The following is an 18,805-nucleotide window of genomic DNA, read 5'->3' as shown; positions in this document are numbered from 1 at the left end:
TGGGAGCCTACTTTCCGGAGAAGACGAGGTTGATCAGGGCGTCGCTTGCGTGTTCGGCTTCACGCTCGAGCTTGCGTGCCGCCGTGCGGGCGTTGTCGAGCGAGCGGTGCGCTTGTGCGACGACTGCTTGCTGGTCACTGCTGAGCTCCGGGATCGCGATGCGGGCCACCGGGTGACGCCTCGGCAATGTAGTGCGGGTATCGATGTTCACAGCCGCGTTCAGGCAAGCGGCGATGAAGTCGGGCTCGTACTCATCCGAGGTGGGGCGGAGAACGATGACTGAGTCGGAGGGGACCCAGGTCTTGCCATCGTCCTGGTGAACCCAGGCAGGGAGCTCGCCAATTCGGGGCATCACAATGTCGCCGGGGCGAAGGGCATCCGCTGCATCGTGGTCCGCTACGAACGCGGGAGCGGTGTTTCGGTTGGGGCGAGCAAGGTAGACATCGCCGGATTCGAGGTGCTTGTCGGCGCGGTAGGTGCCGTTGATGCGTGTGAAGTGCCCGCTCTTGATCAGGTCGGCGAGCATGGTGGACGTGGTGGACGTGGGGATGGCGTCTGCGGTGACGCGGGGGGTGCGGATACGCATGAGGTCCTTAGTTGTTGCTGCGAGGGATTGGAGGGCGGAATCGAATTCGGAACCCGCCTCATCAGTGCTGAGGGGCTCAGCAAGGTAAGTGGATGGGGAAAATGAGCCGTCGTTGGTGACAACGTCGGCCAAGGTGATCGCCTTGTATGGCACGTCGGTGGCTTCGCGGTTGCGCGCAGCGGTGAGCCACTCGGCGATTCGGGCGGGGATGGTTTCCGGGGCTTCACCGGAGGCGTCGATAAGCAACGGCTCATCTGCGCCTTTGGCGCGCAGCACCCACAACACTGCGGGGATGCGGGTGGCTGCATACATTCCAGCCGGCAGTTCAACGATGGCTTCGACCTGGCCCTGAGCGACGAGGCGCTGGCGGTGTTCCCTGAACGAGGGCCGGTACGTGGGGTTTAGGCCGGTGAGGATGTAGGCGCGCCCGTCCGGCGATAGGTGGTGGGCTGCGTGAAGCAGGAAAAGGTCGTCACTAAACAGGCCCCGGAGTGAACCGAAGAGCTCCTCCAGGTTGCCTAGCTGCTCTCGGGGGATACGGACACCCAGTGGAGGTTCGCACACCACAAGGTCCGTTTTTGTCTTCGGGAACGGATCGTGGACGATGGAATCCCCGGTGTGAATGGTCACCGTGCTGTCAGCGAAGTGTCCCAACAACCGCGCGAGTGCTGCGATGGAGGGGTTTAGCTCGGCTCCCAAGAGCTTCGCTTCGGGGGCCGCCTCCCCGATCCCCAGCAGCGTGCCGGCGATACCGCACGCGGGGTCCAAGACGGTCTGGACACCCTCCAAGGTGGTAGAGGCTGCCGAGATCAGCGCTGCGCTTGAAAGCGACGTGGACGTGCCGTACTGGCTACGTTCGCCGCGCGAACCTACTCCGAGGAATCGGTCCACGACTTGGTTGGCGGCTTGGGCATAGTCGGTGATGCTCAGGCTTGCGATGCCACGCTTGACTTCATCCAGCGTGTCTTCGTTCAGGCGGCCGGTGATCTGGTCGAACTCGGCAGATACCTCGAACGAGGGGTCTTGGTCGAGCGCCAGCAGCGAAAGGATGACGAGTGGGATCTCATCTACCGGGAGGTGGCTGCGCAGCAGGTTTGCCGTTGCCCAGAGCGAAGCCAGTTTGAGGTCTTCCTCCGCTCCTTCGGGGAAGAAGCCGTTCTGTTTGAGCCAAGCAACCACCGCGTCTGCATCGAAGAGCGGTTTGCGGGCTGTGGATTCTTTGACGGGCTCGGGGAAGTCGTTGTAGCGGCTGCGCCAGTTGCTGACGGCCGGCCGGCTGACCTGCGCCAGCTCGGCGATGTCTTTGAGCGTGAGGTGTCCGGTTGCGGTGTTCATTTACGCTGCCTCCTGGTTGGTCTGGTTGATCTGGTTGAGCTGGATGACGTTGTCCGGTAGGGAAGGGTTTGTCTTCGGTGCGTGTGCGGCCGTTAGGTAGCCGTCCTCCGAGATGTGCACCTGTGCTGCGGCGAGCTGTAGTCGCCTAGAAAGCTGGAATCCGTGGGCATAGACCGTGGTAGTGATTCCCTGGTCCGCGGCTCGGGCTACTGGTTCAGCGAAGATCCCGTCTCCGGAGACGAGAGCGATCTCATCAAACTGACCGATGTTCATTCGCTCGATCTCCTCAACCAGTCGGCGGTCGGCACCGTTGGGTCCTTCTCCCATGAGGAGTCTCGGACCCTTCCAACCTGCGTTCACGTTGAAGAGTCCGCTCTGGTCGGAGGCGATGACCACGATCTCGCCTTCCTTGATGTCGAGCCAGAGGGTGAGCATCTTTTTGCACCACTTTGCTTGTGCGGCGCTCTGTACGGCCAGGCCATTGAAGTTCTCGATGTCGACGAGAATCAAGCGTCTGGGGTTTTCTTTGGTCTGGGACTGTGGGGCCTTGATGGCGTTCATTCTGTGAGCATCTTTCTTTGTGTTGGCGTTGCTTACAAGAATGAAGATTAACCTACGTTCACAATCGTGTCAACATGACCTACGTTCACATATTTAATCGCCAGGTAGACGCACGTTTTGTCAAACATTCACACCGATTACCGCATTGTGTATCTACGTTCACAATGGTGCTGTTTTGGCCTACCGGCGTTTCCCTTGGCCGGGAAGTCCGCCTCGGTACGTTCTGACGCTTACCCCCTGGTCAACGCTGTGGTCGTCTATGCCCCAGCTGTCGTAGCAGTCGAGGGCGTAGCTGTCGGAGTGGCGCCGCTGGCGTCGGCGTGCTTTGCGTTGTTCCTGTTTGCGGTCCTTCGCCGAACGTTGGCTTCGTTGTTTCTCTTTGCGGATTTGCTCCGGGGAGCGGACCTTGTATTTCTCTGCGTAGGACTGCGCAGCCGGAGAGACTTTCTTGGCCGCCTTGTTGTTCTTCGCAACAAAGTCAAACTTCCGGTTGCTCATCCGGCACGATTCGCCATTGTTTTTGTGTACGGGCAGGGAGTTGTTCTTCAGATTCGGGGTCAAAGCCCTGTGGCAAGCTGGGCATTCGACTTTGCCGTGTTTAGAGAGTTTCAGCCGCGGATAGCTTGGCGCTGGAACTTGTTTGTTTGATTGTTTTTGGACTGCGGGGTACTTCTTTGCGGATGGCGTCGGAGCTGGTGACTTCTGTAGGTGTGCGTAGCGTTTTCCGCTTCCGCTGCACGGCTTCCGCATGGCCCTGAAATTGAAGAAGTGATCGGGGAAAACTCCCGTCGACGAAAGGTTGCATGTTCCTGCGCAGACACTGCAGGTTACGTTTTTTAACTCACTAGGTGGGAGGTGGGGGAGAGTGGCGCTGGATGGGCGCGTTGGTTCTGCAGCTGCTGAACCTTGTGAGTTGGATGTTCTGGTGGTCTTCTGCGTGGGATCAGGGGTTCTGAACTGCGGCCGGGACACCTTTTGAGTTTTCGCCATTGCAAACGTTGAAAAGATCTGGGGGAAATGACACCTTCTAACGTATCGAACGTAGGTGAGTAAGGGAGCGTATTGGATAAGCGCTTTCACCGCTCGCCTGCTGAACCACCCTGAGCGCGCCGCCGGACTCGCGGCTGAAGTGCGCGTGGACAGCCTCATTCTCGCGCGCGACTGCAAGGCGCTGGCGGCTCCGAGCAGGGGGCAGTAGTAAGCGTTTTTGCTAATCGACAAGCCCCCCACTTTTGTTAAGTTAGGCAATCCTATATAGTCCGTGCGGTGAGTTTCCGGCCCTTCCTTGCAACAGTCGTTCGCAGCGAGCGCATCGCACCGAATTTTCAACGTGTGACGTTCACTGGTGTCGACGCAATGGGCCCCGCTGTGCCCATCATGGATCTGCGGATCAAGCTCATCATCCCGTCCGCGGCAGGGCTTGTTGATTTGCCGGCCGAGGGGTGGTGGGACCTCTGGCGCGCCATGCCGGAACACACGCGCGGGCATCTCCGCACCTACTCCATTCGCGACCTCCGGCGCAACGACGGTGACCCGGACGAACTCGATGTGGATTTCGTACTGCACAGCCACAACGCTGGGCCGGCCTCCGCATGGGCGGAAAGCGCGCTGCCCGGGCAGGCGCTGTGGATCATCGGGCCGACCCGCGATGACACGTCTGGCGTCGGCATCGAATTCGCTCCCGGCGCTGCCGCGGCTGCTCGACTGTACGGCGATGAAACTGCTCTTCCAGCGATTTCCCGAGTGCTGGAGGACTGGCCCGAAGACCTCGCCGGTTCCGCTGACATTGAGGTGCCGGTGGGCAACAGCCTCCAAATCGATGCGCCTGCTCACGTTGACGTCCGCTGGCACTTCCGCACCGAGCCCGAAGCCGGGCATGGGGACATGCTCTACACGCAGCTCAAACAGGACATTGAGCCGCTGCGGGGCCCAGTAGGTCCGACCACCGATGAGCCCGATAACGACGGTGGCCTCCAGCGAGACAATGTCTGGGAAACCCCGACGTATTCGGGAAGCGGGGAACCCGTCAACGGTGGGGCGGGCGCGTCCGGCCACACCTACTACTGGATCGCCGGCAAGAACACTTCGGTGAAAGCGATGCGCCGCCTGTTGGTTAAGGAGGCGGGGTTGCCGCGCCAGCATGTCTCGTTCATGGGGTATTGGCGGTGACAGGCTATGAGTGCGACTAAACACGCGGGATTTGCCATTGCGCTCGGGATTTCGGCTGTCGCCGCGGTGTTGCTCTCGCTCGCCGTCGGCGCGCGGCAGATGAGCGTGGCAGAAAGCGTCAGCGCTGTGCGTGACGGGCTTGCCCTCGCGTTCCACACCGAATCTGGGCAGGCCAGTGAGGAAGCGCAAGTGGTTGCCCAACTGCGGGTTCCACGCACGCTGCTCGGCCTGCTCGCAGGCTCGGCGCTAGGCACAGCGGGAGCTCTGCTCCAGGGGCACACACGCAACCCGCTGGCCGACACAAACCTGCTGGGCATCGCCCCGGGGGCGGCGCTTGCGGTGGCTGCGGCAACTGCCGTGTTTGGCTCGCTGCCGGTGCTGGTCGCGGTGGGGGTCGGTTTCCTCGGCGCGACAATGGCGGTAGCGCTCGTCTTCGTACTGAGCGCGCGAAGCCGCGGTTCCACTCCGATCACGGTGGTACTCGGCGGGTCCGCGCTCGGAGCGGTGTGTTCCGCGCTGACCAGCGGCATCGTGCTCACCAGCACGCAAAGCCTCAATGACATGCGGTTTTGGACGGCGGGCTCCGTCGCGGGCCGGGACATGCACATCGTCGCCGCCGTCGCCCCGGTCGTACTGGTCGGCCTAGTCGCCGCGTTCGCCACGGCGAGCCGGGTGAACATGCTGAACCTGGGCGATGACGTCGCGCACTCCCTCGGCGTCAACGTCGCGGCTGCACGCGCGGTGGGGATCCTGCTGGTCGCCCTGCTTGCCGGTGCGGCTGTGGCGGGGGCGGGCCCGATCGGGTTTGTCGGCTTGGTCGTGCCGCATATCGTCCGCTCCCTGACCGGGCCGGATTACCGGCTGGTGCTGCCGTGCTCCGCGCTTGCCGGTGCGACGCTGCTGCTCCTCGCGGATGTCGCCGGCCGAGTCATCGCCCGCCCCGGTGAGCTGCAAGTTGGCATCACCCTCGCATTCGTCGGCGCCCCGTTCGCCCTGTACCTGCTGCGGAAGGGGGCGAAGCTGTGACCCGCACGTTCGCAGTCAATGTCGTGCTCGCGGCGTGCGGGCTCGCCGTCGCGCTCGGCGGCATCATGGTGGGTGAATTCGGGCTTGGGCTTCATGACGTCCTCGCCGCCCTTACTGGACAGTCCACCGGCATGGCCCGCACCGTGGTCGTCGAGTGGCGCCTGCCGCGTGTTGCCACGGCGCTGGCGGTGGGGGCCGCGCTCGGATTCGCGGGCGCGATCTTTCAGACGATCACTCGTAACCCGCTGGCCAGCCCAGACATCCTGGGCGTTGTTTCAGGTGCGTCGGCGTTCGCACTTACAGCGCTGCTCGCGGGTGGCGGTACCGGGGCGCTGCTCAGCGCGCTCGGGGTGCCGCTGAGCGCGTTTGTTGGCGGGATAGCGGTCTCCGGTGCGATGTGGTGGCTCAGCCGCGCCGGCGGCCTGGGATCGTTTCAGCTCATCTTCGCCGGCATCATCCTCAACGCCTTGGCGGTGGCGTACAATTCGTTCCTCCTCGTCCGCGCGGACTACCGCGATGTGGGCAAAGCCCAGGCGTGGGTGACCGGCTCGGTCGGATCCTCAGGTTGGGGTGACGCCGCCGCTGTGTTGGTGGCGCTCGCGCTGGTTGTGCCGCTTCTGCGCTGGGCGTCATTCCAGCTCGAAGCCCTCTCTCTCGGGGACGACACGGCTGCGGGGCTGGGCGTCGATCCGCGGCGCACCCAGCTTGTGCTCATGGTGCTTGCCGTGGCGTTGACATCGACGGCGGTGGCGGCTTCAGGTCCGATTGCTTTTGTGGCGTTTGTGGCGCCGCACGTGGGCCGTCGATTAGCGCATGCCCCCACGCCCCCACTCGGCACCGCGATGATTGCCGGCGCGCTGATCGTCGCCGGTGCGGACCTCGCGGTGCGCACCGTTGTGCCGGGAGACTTGCCGGTAGGCGTGGCCACGTCAGCGTTCGGCGGGGCAGCCTTGCTCTACGCGCTGATGCGCGCGACCAGAAAGGTGACCTTGTAATGCTTCACGTGCGTGATCTCACCGTCAGCTACGGTGCGGCAACGATTATCGACGGGCTCGGCCTCGACGTCCCGCGCGGCGGCGTCACCACCATCGTCGGGCCGAACGGCTGCGGTAAATCAACGTTGTTGCGCGCGGTTGCTGGCCTGATCCCGCGTGAGCGCGGCGAGGTGGTCTTGGACGGCCGAAACACCGCGGAGATGAAACGCCGCGAGATCGCCCGCACGCTCGCGGTGCTGCCGCAAACCCCCGTAGCGCCGGACGGGCTGACGGTGCGTGACCTGGTCGGGCGCGGGCGCCACCCGCACCAGACGTGGCTGCGCCAGACCTCGGAGAAAGACAGCGCGATGGTGGACGAGGTGATGGAGCTGACCCAGGTGGCCGAGTTCGCGGAGCGCCCGCTCGAGCGGCTCTCGGGCGGGCAGCGGCAGCGTGCGTGGATCGCGATGGTGCTCGCCCAAAACACCCCGCTTGTGTTCTTGGATGAGCCGACGACCTATCTTGATCTTTCCCACTCGATGGAGGTGCTCTCGCTTGTGCGTCGTCTCGCCGATGACATGGGGCGCACCGTCGTCATGGTGCTGCACGACTTGAACCTCGCGGCGCGCTTCTCCGACCAGCTGGTCGTGATGAAAGGCGGCGAGGTGAAAGCCGCGGGCACGCCCGCAGAGGTTATTTCAGAGCGGTTGCTTGGCGAGGTGTTTTCTCTGCCCGCCGTCGTCACCGAGGACCCGGTGGCCGGCGGGCCGATGATCGTGCCCCGCTAGCTTGGGCTAGAGTTCCCGCTCGATCTGCTCGATCGCGTACGGAATGGTCAACGGGTTGGGCATGCTCATTGCATTGGCGGTGTCGGTGTCGAGCCAGTGCATGCCTCCGCGCTTGTTCACATCGAGGTTCGCAAACGCGGCATCGTTCTTCAGCGCATCGATCGCGCCGTAGTAGTCCAAGATGAACACGTAATCCACACCGTTGAAGTCGGAGTAGTTCTCCGGGGACCAGTCCACGAAGAAGCTGGAGCCGTCACCGTTGAACGTGTCCGGGATTGTGAACCCGAGCTTCTCAAGGAACGAGCCGCGGCCGTCGCCTGCCGTATACACGCCGATCTTGCCGTCGTACGGCATCCCGATTGCCGCTGTTTTACCCTGCAGCTCCGGGTGCGATTGCCGGAAGTCCGCAAAAGCCTGCTCGGACTCTTCGATCAGCTTTTCGCCCTCAGCTTCCTGGTCCAACGCTGCTGCGATCTGTTTGATCTGCTCGTCCCACGGCACCTGCCAGTCTGCGTACTGGTCGGAATGGAAGGTCGTCGGCGCGATCTGCTGTAGCAGAGCCTGTTTGTCACTGTCCAGACCACTATTGACGGCGATGATCTTGGTCGGATTCAGCGATGCGACCTGCTCTGCGGTGTCGGTGCTGAACTCGGTGGTGGTGTTGCGGATCGGGTTCGGCTCAGCGGTGAGTTTATCCTTCGCCCACGGTCCGAGACCGGACGGATCGCCTGAGCCCTCAGCCTCCCAGGAAGCGTAGCCGACTGGCTGCTCCCCCAGCGCGAGGACGGTGTCGACGTCGCCGAGCCCCAGCGTGACAATGCGGTCGTTTGAACCCGCCGCACTGGTGTATTCGCCGGAGTCTGCGGACTCGCTGGAGCAGCCGGTGAGGAGCAGTGCAGCTGCAGTGAAGGTTGCCGTCAGACGCTTCAGCGGCAGTGGGAAAACACGGGTCAAGATTCGGCCTTTCGGTCAGGGGTGGAAGCACCCTAGGTTAGGTGTGCCTAAGCTAATGCCGGTCATTTTAGGTTACGGCGCCGCCACCGGGCAACACCTTGGGGCAAGGCTCTACCTGTGCTGGTCGTCGCCGAATTCGCGGCGGAAGCTGCCGTCCCAGTCGTAGTCCGCGGCAGGGTCCGGCAGCGGGTTGTAGCGCTGCTGCCCGTAGTAGTCCTCGGCCAGCATGTCCGGGCCGTTTTCGGTCGTTCCCTGGATGCCCATGAGCACGAATACAGCGCCGGCGACGGCAGCGGCGACGCCAATGAAGACGGCTGTTGCGCCGCTGAGGAACACAAACGACAGCACGGCCACCACGATCAACGCCGCGCCGATGGCGTAGTTCGCGCCCGTGGAGCGGCCGGCGGACCGGCGTTCGCCGGCCGGGTCGTGGGGGAGACCGTCTGCGTCAAAACCGTCAAAGCCGTCGAAGCCGTCAAAACCCTTGTTCTGCATGGCCCGCAGCCTACCGGGCGAGGAACCCGCGCAGCGCCGCGTTGACCTCGCCGGGAACCTCCACGGTGGGCACGTGGCCACCGGCGGTCAGCGTCAGCGTCTGGGAAGGCCCGCCAACCCGGTCGGCGATGGCGTGGACCACCTCTGGCGGGGTGGAGGTGTCGTCGGGCCCGGCGATGGTGAGCACCGGGGCGGTGATGCGGGAAAGCTCGGCGGCGAAGTCCCACTGCGCGAGGGCTTCGGCGCAGGTGGCGTAGCCCTCGCCAGTGGTGGAGGCGATCATGCGGGCCAGCGCGTCGGCGGTGGCCGGGCGCGACTCGCGGAACGCCTCGGTGACCCACAGCGCGACCGCGCCATCGACGCGCGGGGCCACACCGTGGGCGCGGGTCTGCTCCACCCGCGGGGTCCAGGTGTCGGCGCCGCCGAGGTTCGCGCCGGTGCACATGAACACCGCGCGGCGCACCCGCGGGCTCGTTGCGGCCAGGTACTGCGCGATCGCGCCGCCGAGGGAGAGCCCGACGACGGAGAACTCGTCTACCCCCAGCTCATCGAGCGTGTCCAAGGCGGCGCCGGCCAGCGCGGGGATCGTCGAAAAGTGCGGCGCGTCAGGCGTCGCACCGTGGCCGGGGTGGTCGAGCGCGATCACGCGGAATGTGTCCGACAGCGCGTCCAGCTGCGGCAGCCACATGTCGGTGGTGGAGGCGATGGAGCCGGAAAACACCACCGGGTGCGCGTCGCGAGGGCCGAAATCTTTGTATGCCAACGAAGTCATGCCCCAACTGTGCCTGACAACACCGCGAGCCACACCAAGAGATGCCCCTCCCGACTATTACGCTTGGTTTCGACTGCCCGCCGGCGAACGCCGAGACAAAAACGGCAAGAAAGAGAGCACTGTGCAAACACAGGAAACGCAGCAGACAACGAAGAACCTCGCTGTGGACACGCTGCAGCGCGTCCTCATGCCAAAGAAGGGCGAGCCGCACGACGTGCGCATGCTCTACCTCATCGAGCAGGAGCAGAACAAGCAGCGGCTGCGTTGGTCGGACCGCACCAGCTTCGAGGTCCCCGCGGGCAACGAAGTGTCCTTCGAGACCTACTTCAACGCCTTCCCGGCCAGCTACTGGCGCCGCTGGTCCCAGCTGGACTCCGTGGTGCTGGCCATGGAGGTCGAGGGCCGCGCGACCATCTCCGTCTACCGCTCCAAGCACGACGGCACCCGCGTCGGCGTCACCAACGTCGAGGCCACCGGGACCACCGAAATCCCGCTGAAGCTATCCAACTTCGAAGACGGCGGCTGGCTCTGGTTCGACATCACCGCCGAGGACGACACCCGCATCCGCGACGCCGCGTGGTGCTCGCCGCAGGAGCCGAAGGAGCAGGTGCTTGACGACGGCACAGTCGTTCCGCCGCAGCCCAAGCAGGTCGCCGTCGGCATCCCCACGTTCAACCGTCCGCGCGACTCGGTCAACGCGCTGCACGCGTTGGCGGAAGACCCGTACGTGGAGGCGTCGATTAGCAATGTGCTCATGCCAGACCAAGGCAACCAGCACCCGGCGGACGAGCCGGACTTCGCCGAAGCCGAGCGAAAGCTCGGCGGGAAGCTGGAAATCTTCCAGCAAGGCAACCTGGGCGGCTCCGGCGGCTACTCCCGCATCATGTACGAGGCGCTGAACCGCACCGACGCGCCGTTCATCCTGTACATGGACGACGACATCGCCATCGAGCCGGACTCCATCGTCCGCGCAGTGCAGGCCGCCCGCTACGCGGCAAAGCCGATCCTGGTGGGCGGGCAGATGCTCAACCTGCAGGACCGCGCGCAGCTGCGCACCTCCGGCGAGGCGGTGGACAAAGACATCTTCATGTTCCGCGCCGCCGAGCACGGCGTCTACGACCACGACTTTGCCAAATACCCGCTGGGCTACGTGGGCACGCAGGAAGAGGAGATGGACCCGCGTAAGACCACCTCGCGCGCGCTGCACCGCCGCGTGGACGTGGACTACAACGGCTGGTGGATGAACTTGTTCCCGCGCGTGGTGGCGGAGAAGATGGGCCTGCCACTGCCCCTGTTCATCAAGTGGGACGACAACGAATACGCCCTGCGCGCCAAAGAAGCAGGCTTTCCCACGGTGACGTGGCCGGGTGTGGCCATCTGGCACATGGCCTGGGCCGACAAGGACGACGCGATTGACTGGCAGGCGTACTTCCACATGCGCAACCGACTCATCGTGGCCAGCATCTACGGCCCGGACAACCCGGACGCGATGCTGAAGAACATGCTGAAGTCCACCCACAAGCACATCATGTGCATGGAGTACTCCACCATGGCCATCCAGATCGAGGCCATGAAGGACTTCCTGGCAGGCCCGGACCAGCTGTTCGACATCCTTGAATCCTCGTTGCCTCGGATTCAAGCGATTAGGAAGGAATACTCGGACGCGCAGGTGCTCTCGTCTGCGACCGACCTGCCCGCACCCACCGGCGCGCCGGGCGTGCCCACCCGAAACATCGGTGGGCGCCTGGCCAAGATCAAGAAGCTGCCGTGGGCGGCGAAGGCGCTTTTGCACCAGCGCAATCAGGAAGACCGTGCTCACTGGGAGGCGCCGCAGCTCAACCTCACCGCCGACGAGGCCCGCTGGTACACCCTGGCGCGCGTGGATTCCGCCACCGTGTCCACCGCCGGCGGCACCGGCGTGGCGTTCCGCAAGCGCAACAAGCAGCTCAGCGACGACCTGCTGAAGGAAACCAAGCAGCTGCAGGCCGAGATCAAGCGCCGCTGGCCGGAGCTCAAGCGCGCCTACCGCGACGCGCGAGGCGAGCTGACCAGCCACGAAAACTGGGGGAGGATCTTCGATGCCCAGTAAAGAAACAGACCTGCTCGTGGCCATCCAAGATGCGCTGTACACCCCCGAATCCGCGAAGGCGGCTCGGTGCTTGAGCTACTTCGGCGAGCACGACCTCGGGTGGCTGGCGGTTGCGACGGCTGGCGTCATCGCAACGAGCATCGGCGACACGGATAAGCGACGCCGCTCCAAGTGGCTCGCCCTGGGCGCCGGCACCTTCGCCGCGCACGCCGCGACCGTGGTGCTCAAGCGCATCGTGCGACGCCCCCGGCCGCACGACGCGCGCGTGAAGATCGGTGTGAAAACACCGTCCCAGCTGTCGTTTCCTTCCTCGCACGCAGCGAACACCGGCGCGGCTGCCGTGCACCTGGCGGATATCACGGGCACAAAGTGGCCGTGGCTGCTCGTGCCGGTGATGATGCTCTCGCGTAACGTGCTCGGCGTGCATTACCCAACCGACACCCTCGCCGGCGCCGCCCTCGGGGCAGTAACGGCGAAGGCGGCCATCGAGGCGGAGAAGAGGATCTAGTGGCAAACACCCGTGAACCTGTGGACGAGCCCCTGATCAAGTCGGAGCCGCATACCTCCGGCGTGGATCAAGTGATGAAGAAGGCTCCGCCGAAGAACCTGCCGGATGCGATGCTCAAGGGCCTGCGCCCGAAGCAGTGGGTCAAAAACGTCCTGGTGCTGGCCGCGCCGCTGGCCGCCGGCGCGGATTCATTCAACTCCCGCACCGCCTGGGACATCGTGCTGGCGTTCGTGGTGTTCTGCTTCGGCGCATCCTCGATTTACCTGATCAACGACGCGCGCGACGTCGAATCCGACCGCCGCCACCCCACCAAGCGCTTCCGCCCGATCGCCTCCGGCATGCTGCCGATCAACCTGGCGTACGTCATGGCGGCGTTGCTCATCGCGCTAGCGCTGGGGCTGTCGCTGCTGGCTACCGACGGCGGCTCGCTGGCCTGGGTCATCGGCATCTACATTGCGCTGCAGCTGGGCTACTGCTTCGGCTGGAAGCACATCCCGGTGATCGACATCGCGCTCGTGTCCTCCGGCTTCATGCTGCGCACTATGGCCGGTGGTGTGGCCGCCGGCATCTCTCTGTCGCAGTGGTTCCTGCTGGTCGCTGCGTTCGGTTCCCTGTTCATGGCCTCCGGCAAGCGCTATGCCGAGTTGCTGCTGGTCAAGGAGACTGGCGCGGAAATCCGTCGCTCGCTGCAGGGCTACACCGAGACCTACCTGCGGTTTGTGTGGACGCTATCGGCCACCGCCGTGGTCATGTCGTACGCGCTGTGGGGCTTCCAGCTGTCCAACTCCGTCGAGGGCACCGCTGGCATCTGGTACCAGATCTCCATGGTCCCGTTCGTCATCGCCATTTTGCGCTACGCCTCCGTGGTCGACGGCGGCCAAGGCGGCGCCCCGGACGAGATCGCGCTGGAGGACCGCGTCCTGCAGCTGCTGGCCCTGGTGTGGATCTTCTGCGTCGCCATGGCCGTCTACATCGTGCCGAACTTAGGTTGGTAGGCCGTGAGCCACTAACATCGTCGCAATGACACAACACGCCCGCATCTCCGCGCTCGCCGCAGCCGCAGTTGCGGGCGTATTCGCGTTCTGGGGCGGGTGGACCCGCCGCTGGATCTCCGACGACGGCCTGATCGTTCTGCGCACCGTGCGCAACCTGCTCGCCGGCAACGGTCCGGTGTTTAACGCAGGCGAGCGCGTGGAGGCGAACACCTCCACGCTTTGGCAGTACCTCATCACCGCCTTCGCCTGGCTCACCGGCGCCCGCCTCGAGGACGTGGCCATGTGGCTGGCCCTGATCTGCACCGTCGCAGCTGCAGCGCTGGCCACCTACTCCGCGGGCCGGTTTTGGGGCAAGGTCGGGCCCGTCTTCCCCCTCGGCATCGTGATCTACCTGGCGCTGCCGCCGGCGCGCGACTTCGCCACCTCGGGCCTGGAGTGGGGCCTATCACTGCTGTGGATCGCCGGATGGTGGGCCGCGCTCGTCGCCTGGGCCGAGCCCCTGCGTCGCCGCGCCCCCGGTGTCGGCTACTTCCTCGCCTTCTGGTGCGGCCTGTCCTGGCTGGTGCGCCCCGAGCTCGCGCTCTACGGCGGCGTGACCGGCATCCTGCTGCTGGCGTACAACCCGCGCAAGGCGGCCGGCATCCTCGCCGCCGCGCTGCCCGTGCCCGCGGCCTACCAGATCTTCCGCATGGGCTACTACGGCCTGCTCACCCCGCACACTGCCGTGGCCAAGTCCGCGTCCGACTCCGAGTGGGCGCGCGGGTTCGAGTACTTCGGCGACTTTGTGGGCTACTACTGGCTGTGGCTGCCGGTTCTCGCCGCCGCAGTGCTGGGGTGGTGGTTTCTGCGGGAGGCCGGAGGACGTCGCTTAGCAATTGTGCTGGTGGCCACAGGCTGCGCGCTGGTGCACATCCTCTACGTGCTGCGCGTCGGCGGCGACTTCATGCACGGGCGCATGTGGCTGCTGCCGCTGTTCGCGCTGCTTCTGCCCGTGATGGCCGTGCCGCTGACCCGCGTGAGCGTGGCCGTGACCACCGCCGTCGTGGTGTGGGCAGGCGTGACCATCGTGCGCGCGCACCCCATCGACTGGGAGGCGTACCAGACCGGCGAGAAGGAACTCGGCATTGTGGACGAGCGCGAGTTTTGGACGCTCGCCGTGGGCCGCGAGCCGGCCGACCCGCCGCGCTACGCCGAAGATTTCCTCGGTTCCAAACTCATGCGCAACTGGGAGGAAGCGCTCGAAGACGCCGACGACGCGGACGCCGCGCAGCTCAACCTCGCATACGTCTCCGCCGAGCCGGAGATTTACAGCTGGTTCTACCGCGACCGCGAAGAGCAAGACTCAGACCTGCGCAACCTGCCGCTGACCGCTTACCTGATCAACCTGGGTATGACGAGCATGAATGCGCCTCTCGACGTCCGCATTCTGGACACCGTCGGCCTGGCCACCCCTATCGCGGCCCGGATGCCGCGGGACCCGGACGGCCGCGTCGGCCACGACAAATTCCTCGACCCCATCTGGCAGGCCGCTGACTCCGACACCACCTTGGACGGGTTGCCCCCGTTTATCAGCACCATGCGCGCCAAGCAGGCCCGCGCCGCACTGCGCAGCCCCGAGATCGCCGAACTGTTGGCCACCTCCCGCGAACCCATGAGCCAGCAGCGCTTCTGGGCCAACGTCCGCTACTCCCTGGGTAAGGGCCGTACGCTGCAGCTTTCCAGCGATCCGGGGGTCTACATCGACGCCGACACCCGCCGCGCGATCCGCCACGGGGAGAACCCCGGTATGGACGGCGAACGCATCGCGTGGCCGGTCGATGCCCACGCCGGGGAATAGCGGGTTGAGTATCGAATTGGTAACGTAAACGTGTCTTTTGCCTGAAAACACGTTTTGAGGGGACCTATGAACTCCAAAAATTCCGTGCGCCGCAAGCTCACCGCACTGCTCATGGCGCTGCTCAGTGCCGTTTCCATGGTGGTCGGCGCCCCGCAGGCGTCGGCGGCGCACCGCGACTGGCTGCGCCCGGACTCCACCGGCACCTGCGAGTGGGACCGGGTGGGCTTCTGGGTGCAGCGTTGCACGGTGTGGTCCCCGGCGATGGGCCGCCACATCACCGTCCAGATCCAGCCGGCGCAGCGCGGCGGCAACGCGGGCCTGTACATGCTCGACGGCTTGCGCGCGACCGAGATCACTAACGCGTGGGTTAACGACGTCAACGCCGCGCGGACCTTCAAGGACAACAACATCACTCTGGTCATGCCGGTTGGCGGCCAGTCCTCCTTCTACACCGACTGGAACGCCCCGGCGACCTACGACTTCAACCACCCGGTGACGTACAAGTGGGACACCTTCCTGTCCAAGGAGCTGCCGTCCTACCTGCAGACCCACTTCGGTGTGTCCCCGACGAACAACTCCATCCTCGGCCTGTCCATGGGCGGCACCGCCGCGATCAACCTGGCCGCCCTGCACCCGCAGCAGTTCCGCCAGGTGCTGTCCTTCTCCGGCTACTTGACCACCACCATCCCGGGCGGCCAGACCGCGCTGCGTGCCGCGCTTCTTGACGGCGGACTGTACAACCTCAACGCCATGTGGGGCTCCGTGCTCAACCCGCGCCGTTACGAGAACGACCCGTTCTTGAACATGGGTAACCTGCGCGGCCGCGACGTGTACGTCTCCGCCGGCTCCGGCGTGCCGGGCCCGGCCGACGAGAAGTACCTGCCGCAGCACCGTGCTGCCGGCATTGCGCTGGAGACTATCGCAAGCTTTACCACCCGCCTGTGGTCCGCGAAGGCGACCGTGACCGGCGTGCAGCACACCGCCGTGTTCACGCCGACCGGCCTGCACAACTGGGACCAGTTCGGCTCCCAGCTCGAGGCGAACAAGGGTCGCATCCTGAATGTGATGAACGCCTGGTAGAACTCGCGCTTTCCTGGCAACCGGCTTCCTGCGGATCGTATCTGGCAGGGGCCGGTTTTCTTCTGCCTTGCTCTCGCAATGTAACGCCGCGCGTGTCGCACACGACTAAACCTTCAAGTGAAACTTAAGCTTTTGGTCGATACTCTTGTGACACCAGTAGCCAGACGAGGTAGGAGACTCATGCGAGACAACCGAACCACCCCCACGCGGCTCGCCGCCGCTGTGCTGCCCGCCGCCCTTGCTCTCACGCTGGCCCCGGTAGCCGCGCCGGCCGCAGGCGCACAGTCGAGCCTGCCGGGCGATCTGTCCTCGCAGCTTTCCTCCAACCGCGGTATCTCCGACGGCCTGCGCCCGCACGACCCGCCGAAGCGCACCCCGATCGAGGTGGAGAAGAACCCGCAGATCCCGGGCCTGCCCGACGGCGTGAAGGTGGACCGCATCGAGTGGATCACCAGCCGGCGTGTGGCCGTGTTCATCAACTCTCCGTCCATGCCGGATCACCCGATCCAGGTGCAGATCCTGCTGGCTCGCGACTGGCACTCCAACCCAACCGCGAAGTTCCCGGAGGTCTGGGCGCTGGACGGCCTGCGCGCGCGTGACGACGAAAACGGCTGGACCATCGAGACCAACATCGAGCAGTTCTACGCCGACAAGAACGTCAACGTCATCCTCCCGGTCGGCGGCGAGTCCTCCTTCTACTCCGACTGGCAGCGAGAGGACAACGGCAAGCACTACAAGTGGGAGGCGTTCCTGACCAAGGAGCTCATCCCGGTGCTGAACAACGAGTTCCGCTCGAACGACTCGCGTGCTGTGGTGGGCCTGTCCATGGGCGGCACTGCCGCAGTCAACCTGGCGGAGCGCAACCCGCACCTGTTCGACTTCGTCGGCTCCTTCTCCGGCTACCTGGACACCACCACCACCGGTATGCCCACCGCCATCCGCGCGGCGCAGATGGACGCCGGCGGCTACAACGCTGAGGCGATGTGGGGCCCGCTGGGCTCGCAGGACTGGATCGACCACGACCCGAAGCTGGGCATCGAAAACCTCAAGGACATGACGGTTTACGTCTCCGCCGGCTCCGGCCGCGACGACTTTGGCAACCCCGAGTCTGTGGCCAAGGGTCAGGCCAACCCGGCCGGTGTCGGCCTGGAGGTCCTGTCGCGCCTGTCCACCCAGACCTTCGTGGACTACGCCTCGCGCACCCCGGTGAAGCCGATCGTGCGCTTCCGCCCGTCCGGCGTGCACTCCTGGGAGTACTGGCAGTTCGAGATGGCCCAGGCGTGGCCGTACATCGCCAACGCGCTGAAGGTGCCGGAAGCGGGCCGCGGCTCCGATTGCACCCCGATCGGCGCCATTGCGGAGGAGACGAAGGCCGGCGTGATCGGCACCTGTGTCAACGACGAGTACGACGCGGGCAAGGACACCAAGGGCAAGGCCCAGGACTTCCGCGGCGGCACCGCCTACTGGTCCCCGGAGACCGGCGCGCACGCGTTGTACGGTGCGATCCTGGCAAAGTACAACGCGCTCGGCGGCCCGGCTGGCTGGTTGGGCTTCCCCACTACGGGCGAGACGGCGGCGCCGGACGGCGTGGGCCGCTTCGTGCACTTCGAGCACGGCTCCGTGTACTGGACCCCGCAGACCGGCGCGTACGCCATTCCGGGCGACATGTTCGGTGCCTGGGGCGAAAACGGCTACGAAACCGGCGACCTGAAGTACCCGGTGGCCGAGGCCAACCAGGTGGGCCAGGGCTACGTGCAGCAGTTCCAGGGCGGCTTCCTCACCCGCAACCCGGACGGCAAGCACTTCGTGGTCCACGGCGCGATCGCCGAGAAGTACGGCGAGATCGGCACTGCCACCTCCGAGCTGGGCTACCCGACCGGCAACGAGGTTGCGGTCAAGGGCGGCTTCTTCCAGCCGTTCGAGCACGGCAACATCTACTGGTCCGCCGCGACGGGCGCGCACACGATTCTCACCGGCGAGATCTTCGACGAGTGGGGCAAGCGCGGCTACGAGCAGGGCGAGCTGGGTTGGCCGGTCAAGGACATGGCGAAGATCCCGGCCGGCGGTCTGACCATCGATTTCCAGCACGGCACGATCGAGCAGGTCAACGGCAACGTCAATGTGAGGAAGAAGTAGTGCGCAAGGTTGCATTGAGCCTGGTTGCGGCCGCCAGCGCCGCCGCCCTTACCGCATGCGGCGGCACCACCGTGGAATCCGAGGACGTGACGGACACCCCGACCGTTGCCGAGGAAACGACTGAGGCGCCCTCTTCCACCGCAACCCCCACCTCCTCGTCGGCGGCGCCGGCAGCGGGGGAGCGGAACGCGTCGTCAGGCAACCGCGTCGACGACCAGCCCGCCCGCGAGGTGACTGGCGTGCCGCAGCAGGCGAGCGCGTTTTCGCCTCAGGAGGAGGCCTACCTGGCCAAACTCAGGGAAAGCGGAGTCAACGTCGACGGTATTGAAGACCAGCTCACAGCCACCGGCGCTACCGTGTGCGCCGACAACCTGATCACCCGCGACGCGGTGGCAGGTCAGCTTGTGGAGCAGCGTCGCACCGACATGGACGCGGCGGGTGTGGCGGCGCTGATCAGCGAGGCCGCCCGCACCAACCTCTGCTCCTAGCAGTACAGAAGG

General features: G+C 65.2%; 18 protein-coding genes. 12 read left to right on the top strand and 6 right to left on the bottom strand.

Translation table 11 applies throughout. The features are described from left to right. Nucleotides 1-7: 7 nt before the first annotated feature. The 3 genes from CFOUR_RS10355 to CFOUR_RS10345 form a co-directional block, all read right to left on the bottom strand. A complete protein-coding gene (locus CFOUR_RS10355) occupies nucleotides 8-1,921 on the bottom strand; it encodes an N-6 DNA methylase (protein WP_085957591.1) in 1,914 nt (637 codons plus the stop codon). Beyond that, a complete protein-coding gene (locus CFOUR_RS10350) occupies nucleotides 1,922-2,482 on the bottom strand; it encodes an NYN domain-containing protein (RefSeq protein WP_085957590.1) in 561 nt (186 codons plus the stop codon). A 180-nt stretch (nucleotides 2,483-2,662) separates the two neighbouring features. Next, the gene (locus CFOUR_RS10345; protein ID WP_085957589.1) at nucleotides 2,663-2,980 is read right to left on the bottom strand and encodes a hypothetical protein; all 318 of its coding nucleotides are present in this window, start codon (nucleotides 2,978-2,980) and stop codon (nucleotides 2,663-2,665) included. A 547-nt stretch (nucleotides 2,981-3,527) separates the two neighbouring features. Between CFOUR_RS10345 and CFOUR_RS10340 the strand changes: the two genes are divergently transcribed. The 5 genes from CFOUR_RS10340 to CFOUR_RS10320 all read left to right on the top strand — a co-directional run bounded on the left by CFOUR_RS10340 (nucleotide 3,528) and on the right by CFOUR_RS10320 (nucleotide 7,439). Next, entirely contained in the window at nucleotides 3,528-3,680 is a 153-nt protein-coding gene (locus CFOUR_RS10340) for a hypothetical protein (RefSeq protein WP_179154818.1), read from the top strand. A 68-nt stretch (nucleotides 3,681-3,748) separates the two neighbouring features. Then, nucleotides 3,749-4,651, top strand: coding sequence for a siderophore-interacting protein (locus CFOUR_RS10335; protein WP_085957588.1), 903 nt, complete (start codon nucleotides 3,749-3,751; stop codon nucleotides 4,649-4,651). Nucleotides 4,652-4,657: 6 nt separating this feature from the next. Then, a complete protein-coding gene (locus CFOUR_RS10330) occupies nucleotides 4,658-5,677 on the top strand; it encodes a FecCD family ABC transporter permease (RefSeq protein ID WP_085957587.1) in 1,020 nt (339 codons plus the stop codon). Further along, complete coding sequence (locus CFOUR_RS10325) at nucleotides 5,674-6,672, top strand: FecCD family ABC transporter permease (protein ID WP_085957586.1); 999 nt, start codon at nucleotides 5,674-5,676, stop codon at nucleotides 6,670-6,672. The genes CFOUR_RS10330 and CFOUR_RS10325 overlap by 4 nt, the downstream gene beginning before the upstream one ends. After that, nucleotides 6,672-7,439, top strand: coding sequence for an ABC transporter ATP-binding protein (locus CFOUR_RS10320; RefSeq protein WP_290179395.1), 768 nt, complete (start codon nucleotides 6,672-6,674; stop codon nucleotides 7,437-7,439). The genes CFOUR_RS10325 and CFOUR_RS10320 overlap by 1 nt, the downstream gene beginning before the upstream one ends. 6 nt (nucleotides 7,440-7,445) lie before the next feature. Here CFOUR_RS10320 and CFOUR_RS10315 read toward each other — a convergent pair whose 3' ends face one another. The 3 genes from CFOUR_RS10315 to CFOUR_RS10305 form a co-directional block, all read right to left on the bottom strand. Further along, a complete protein-coding gene (locus tag CFOUR_RS10315) occupies nucleotides 7,446-8,393 on the bottom strand; it encodes an iron-siderophore ABC transporter substrate-binding protein (RefSeq protein ID WP_230471800.1) in 948 nt (315 codons plus the stop codon). A 111-nt stretch (nucleotides 8,394-8,504) separates the two neighbouring features. Beyond that, entirely contained in the window at nucleotides 8,505-8,888 is a 384-nt protein-coding gene (locus tag CFOUR_RS10310) for a hypothetical protein (RefSeq protein WP_085957584.1), read from the bottom strand. A gap of 10 nt (nucleotides 8,889-8,898) precedes the next feature. Beyond that, on the bottom strand, nucleotides 8,899-9,660 hold the full coding sequence (locus tag CFOUR_RS10305; RefSeq protein WP_085957583.1) for an alpha/beta fold hydrolase: 762 nt from the start codon (nucleotides 9,658-9,660) through the stop codon (nucleotides 8,899-8,901). Nucleotides 9,661-9,847: 187 nt separating this feature from the next. On the opposite strand from CFOUR_RS10305, the gene CFOUR_RS10300 reads away from it, so the two are divergent. The 7 genes from CFOUR_RS10300 to CFOUR_RS10270 all read left to right on the top strand — a co-directional run bounded on the left by CFOUR_RS10300 (nucleotide 9,848) and on the right by CFOUR_RS10270 (nucleotide 18,793). Then, the gene (locus CFOUR_RS10300) at nucleotides 9,848-11,749 is read left to right on the top strand and encodes a glycosyltransferase (RefSeq protein WP_085958429.1); all 1,902 of its coding nucleotides are present in this window, start codon (nucleotides 9,848-9,850) and stop codon (nucleotides 11,747-11,749) included. Continuing rightward, nucleotides 11,739-12,257 carry a phosphatase PAP2 family protein gene (locus CFOUR_RS10295; protein WP_085957582.1) on the top strand — a complete coding sequence of 173 codons (519 nt, stop codon included), beginning with the start codon at nucleotides 11,739-11,741 and terminating at the stop codon, nucleotides 12,255-12,257. The genes CFOUR_RS10300 and CFOUR_RS10295 overlap by 11 nt, the downstream gene beginning before the upstream one ends. Next, nucleotides 12,257-13,252: a decaprenyl-phosphate phosphoribosyltransferase gene (locus CFOUR_RS10290; RefSeq protein ID WP_085957581.1), complete on the top strand. Its 996-nt coding sequence runs from the start codon at nucleotides 12,257-12,259 to the stop codon at nucleotides 13,250-13,252. Before CFOUR_RS10295 ends, CFOUR_RS10290 begins: the two co-directional genes overlap by 1 nt. A 25-nt stretch (nucleotides 13,253-13,277) precedes the next feature. After that, nucleotides 13,278-15,089, top strand: coding sequence for an arabinofuranosyltransferase AftB family protein (locus CFOUR_RS10285; protein ID WP_085957580.1), 1,812 nt, complete (start codon nucleotides 13,278-13,280; stop codon nucleotides 15,087-15,089). A 66-nt stretch (nucleotides 15,090-15,155) separates the two neighbouring features. After that, complete coding sequence (locus CFOUR_RS10280; RefSeq protein WP_085957579.1) at nucleotides 15,156-16,169, top strand: alpha/beta hydrolase; 1,014 nt, start codon at nucleotides 15,156-15,158, stop codon at nucleotides 16,167-16,169. Nucleotides 16,170-16,349: 180 nt separating this feature from the next. Beyond that, nucleotides 16,350-18,305 carry an alpha/beta hydrolase-fold protein gene (locus CFOUR_RS10275; RefSeq protein WP_085957578.1) on the top strand — a complete coding sequence of 652 codons (1,956 nt, stop codon included), beginning with the start codon at nucleotides 16,350-16,352 and terminating at the stop codon, nucleotides 18,303-18,305. Beyond that, nucleotides 18,305-18,793: a DUF732 domain-containing protein gene (locus CFOUR_RS10270; protein ID WP_085957577.1), complete on the top strand. Its 489-nt coding sequence runs from the start codon at nucleotides 18,305-18,307 to the stop codon at nucleotides 18,791-18,793. Before CFOUR_RS10275 ends, CFOUR_RS10270 begins: the two co-directional genes overlap by 1 nt. Nucleotides 18,794-18,805: the final 12 nt, after the last annotated feature.

It is taken from the genome of Corynebacterium fournieri (assembly GCF_030408775.1).
GTDB classification, from domain to species: Bacteria; Actinomycetota; Actinomycetes; order Mycobacteriales; family Mycobacteriaceae; genus Corynebacterium; species Corynebacterium fournieri.
Note: the sequence above shows the minus strand (reverse complement) of the source record. Positions and strands in the feature narration are given on the sequence as shown.

Excerpts from the sequence above, each read along its gene's own strand:
- CFOUR_RS10305 (WP_085957583.1), bottom strand. The coding sequence starts at position 9,660 with ATGACTTCGTTGGCATACAAAGATTTCGGCCCTCGCGACGCGCACCCG.
- CFOUR_RS10310 (WP_085957584.1), bottom strand. The coding sequence starts at position 8,888 with ATGCAGAACAAGGGTTTTGACGGCTTCGACGGCTTTGACGGTTTTGAC.
- CFOUR_RS10330 (WP_085957587.1), top strand. The coding sequence starts at position 4,658 with ATGAGTGCGACTAAACACGCGGGATTTGCCATTGCGCTCGGGATTTCG.
- CFOUR_RS10300 (WP_085958429.1), top strand. The coding sequence starts at position 9,848 with ATGCCAAAGAAGGGCGAGCCGCACGACGTGCGCATGCTCTACCTCATC.
- CFOUR_RS10280 (WP_085957579.1), top strand. The coding sequence starts at position 15,156 with ATGAACTCCAAAAATTCCGTGCGCCGCAAGCTCACCGCACTGCTCATG.
- CFOUR_RS10345 (WP_085957589.1), bottom strand. The coding sequence starts at position 2,980 with ATGAGCAACCGGAAGTTTGACTTTGTTGCGAAGAACAACAAGGCGGCC.
- CFOUR_RS10295 (WP_085957582.1), top strand. The coding sequence starts at position 11,739 with ATGCCCAGTAAAGAAACAGACCTGCTCGTGGCCATCCAAGATGCGCTG.
- CFOUR_RS10320 (WP_290179395.1), top strand. The coding sequence starts at position 6,672 with ATGCTTCACGTGCGTGATCTCACCGTCAGCTACGGTGCGGCAACGATT.
- CFOUR_RS10355 (WP_085957591.1), bottom strand. The coding sequence starts at position 1,921 with ATGAACACCGCAACCGGACACCTCACGCTCAAAGACATCGCCGAGCTG.
- CFOUR_RS10285 (WP_085957580.1), top strand. The coding sequence starts at position 13,278 with ATGACACAACACGCCCGCATCTCCGCGCTCGCCGCAGCCGCAGTTGCG.
- CFOUR_RS10350 (WP_085957590.1), bottom strand. The coding sequence starts at position 2,482 with ATGAACGCCATCAAGGCCCCACAGTCCCAGACCAAAGAAAACCCCAGA.
- CFOUR_RS10275 (WP_085957578.1), top strand. The coding sequence starts at position 16,350 with ATGCGAGACAACCGAACCACCCCCACGCGGCTCGCCGCCGCTGTGCTG.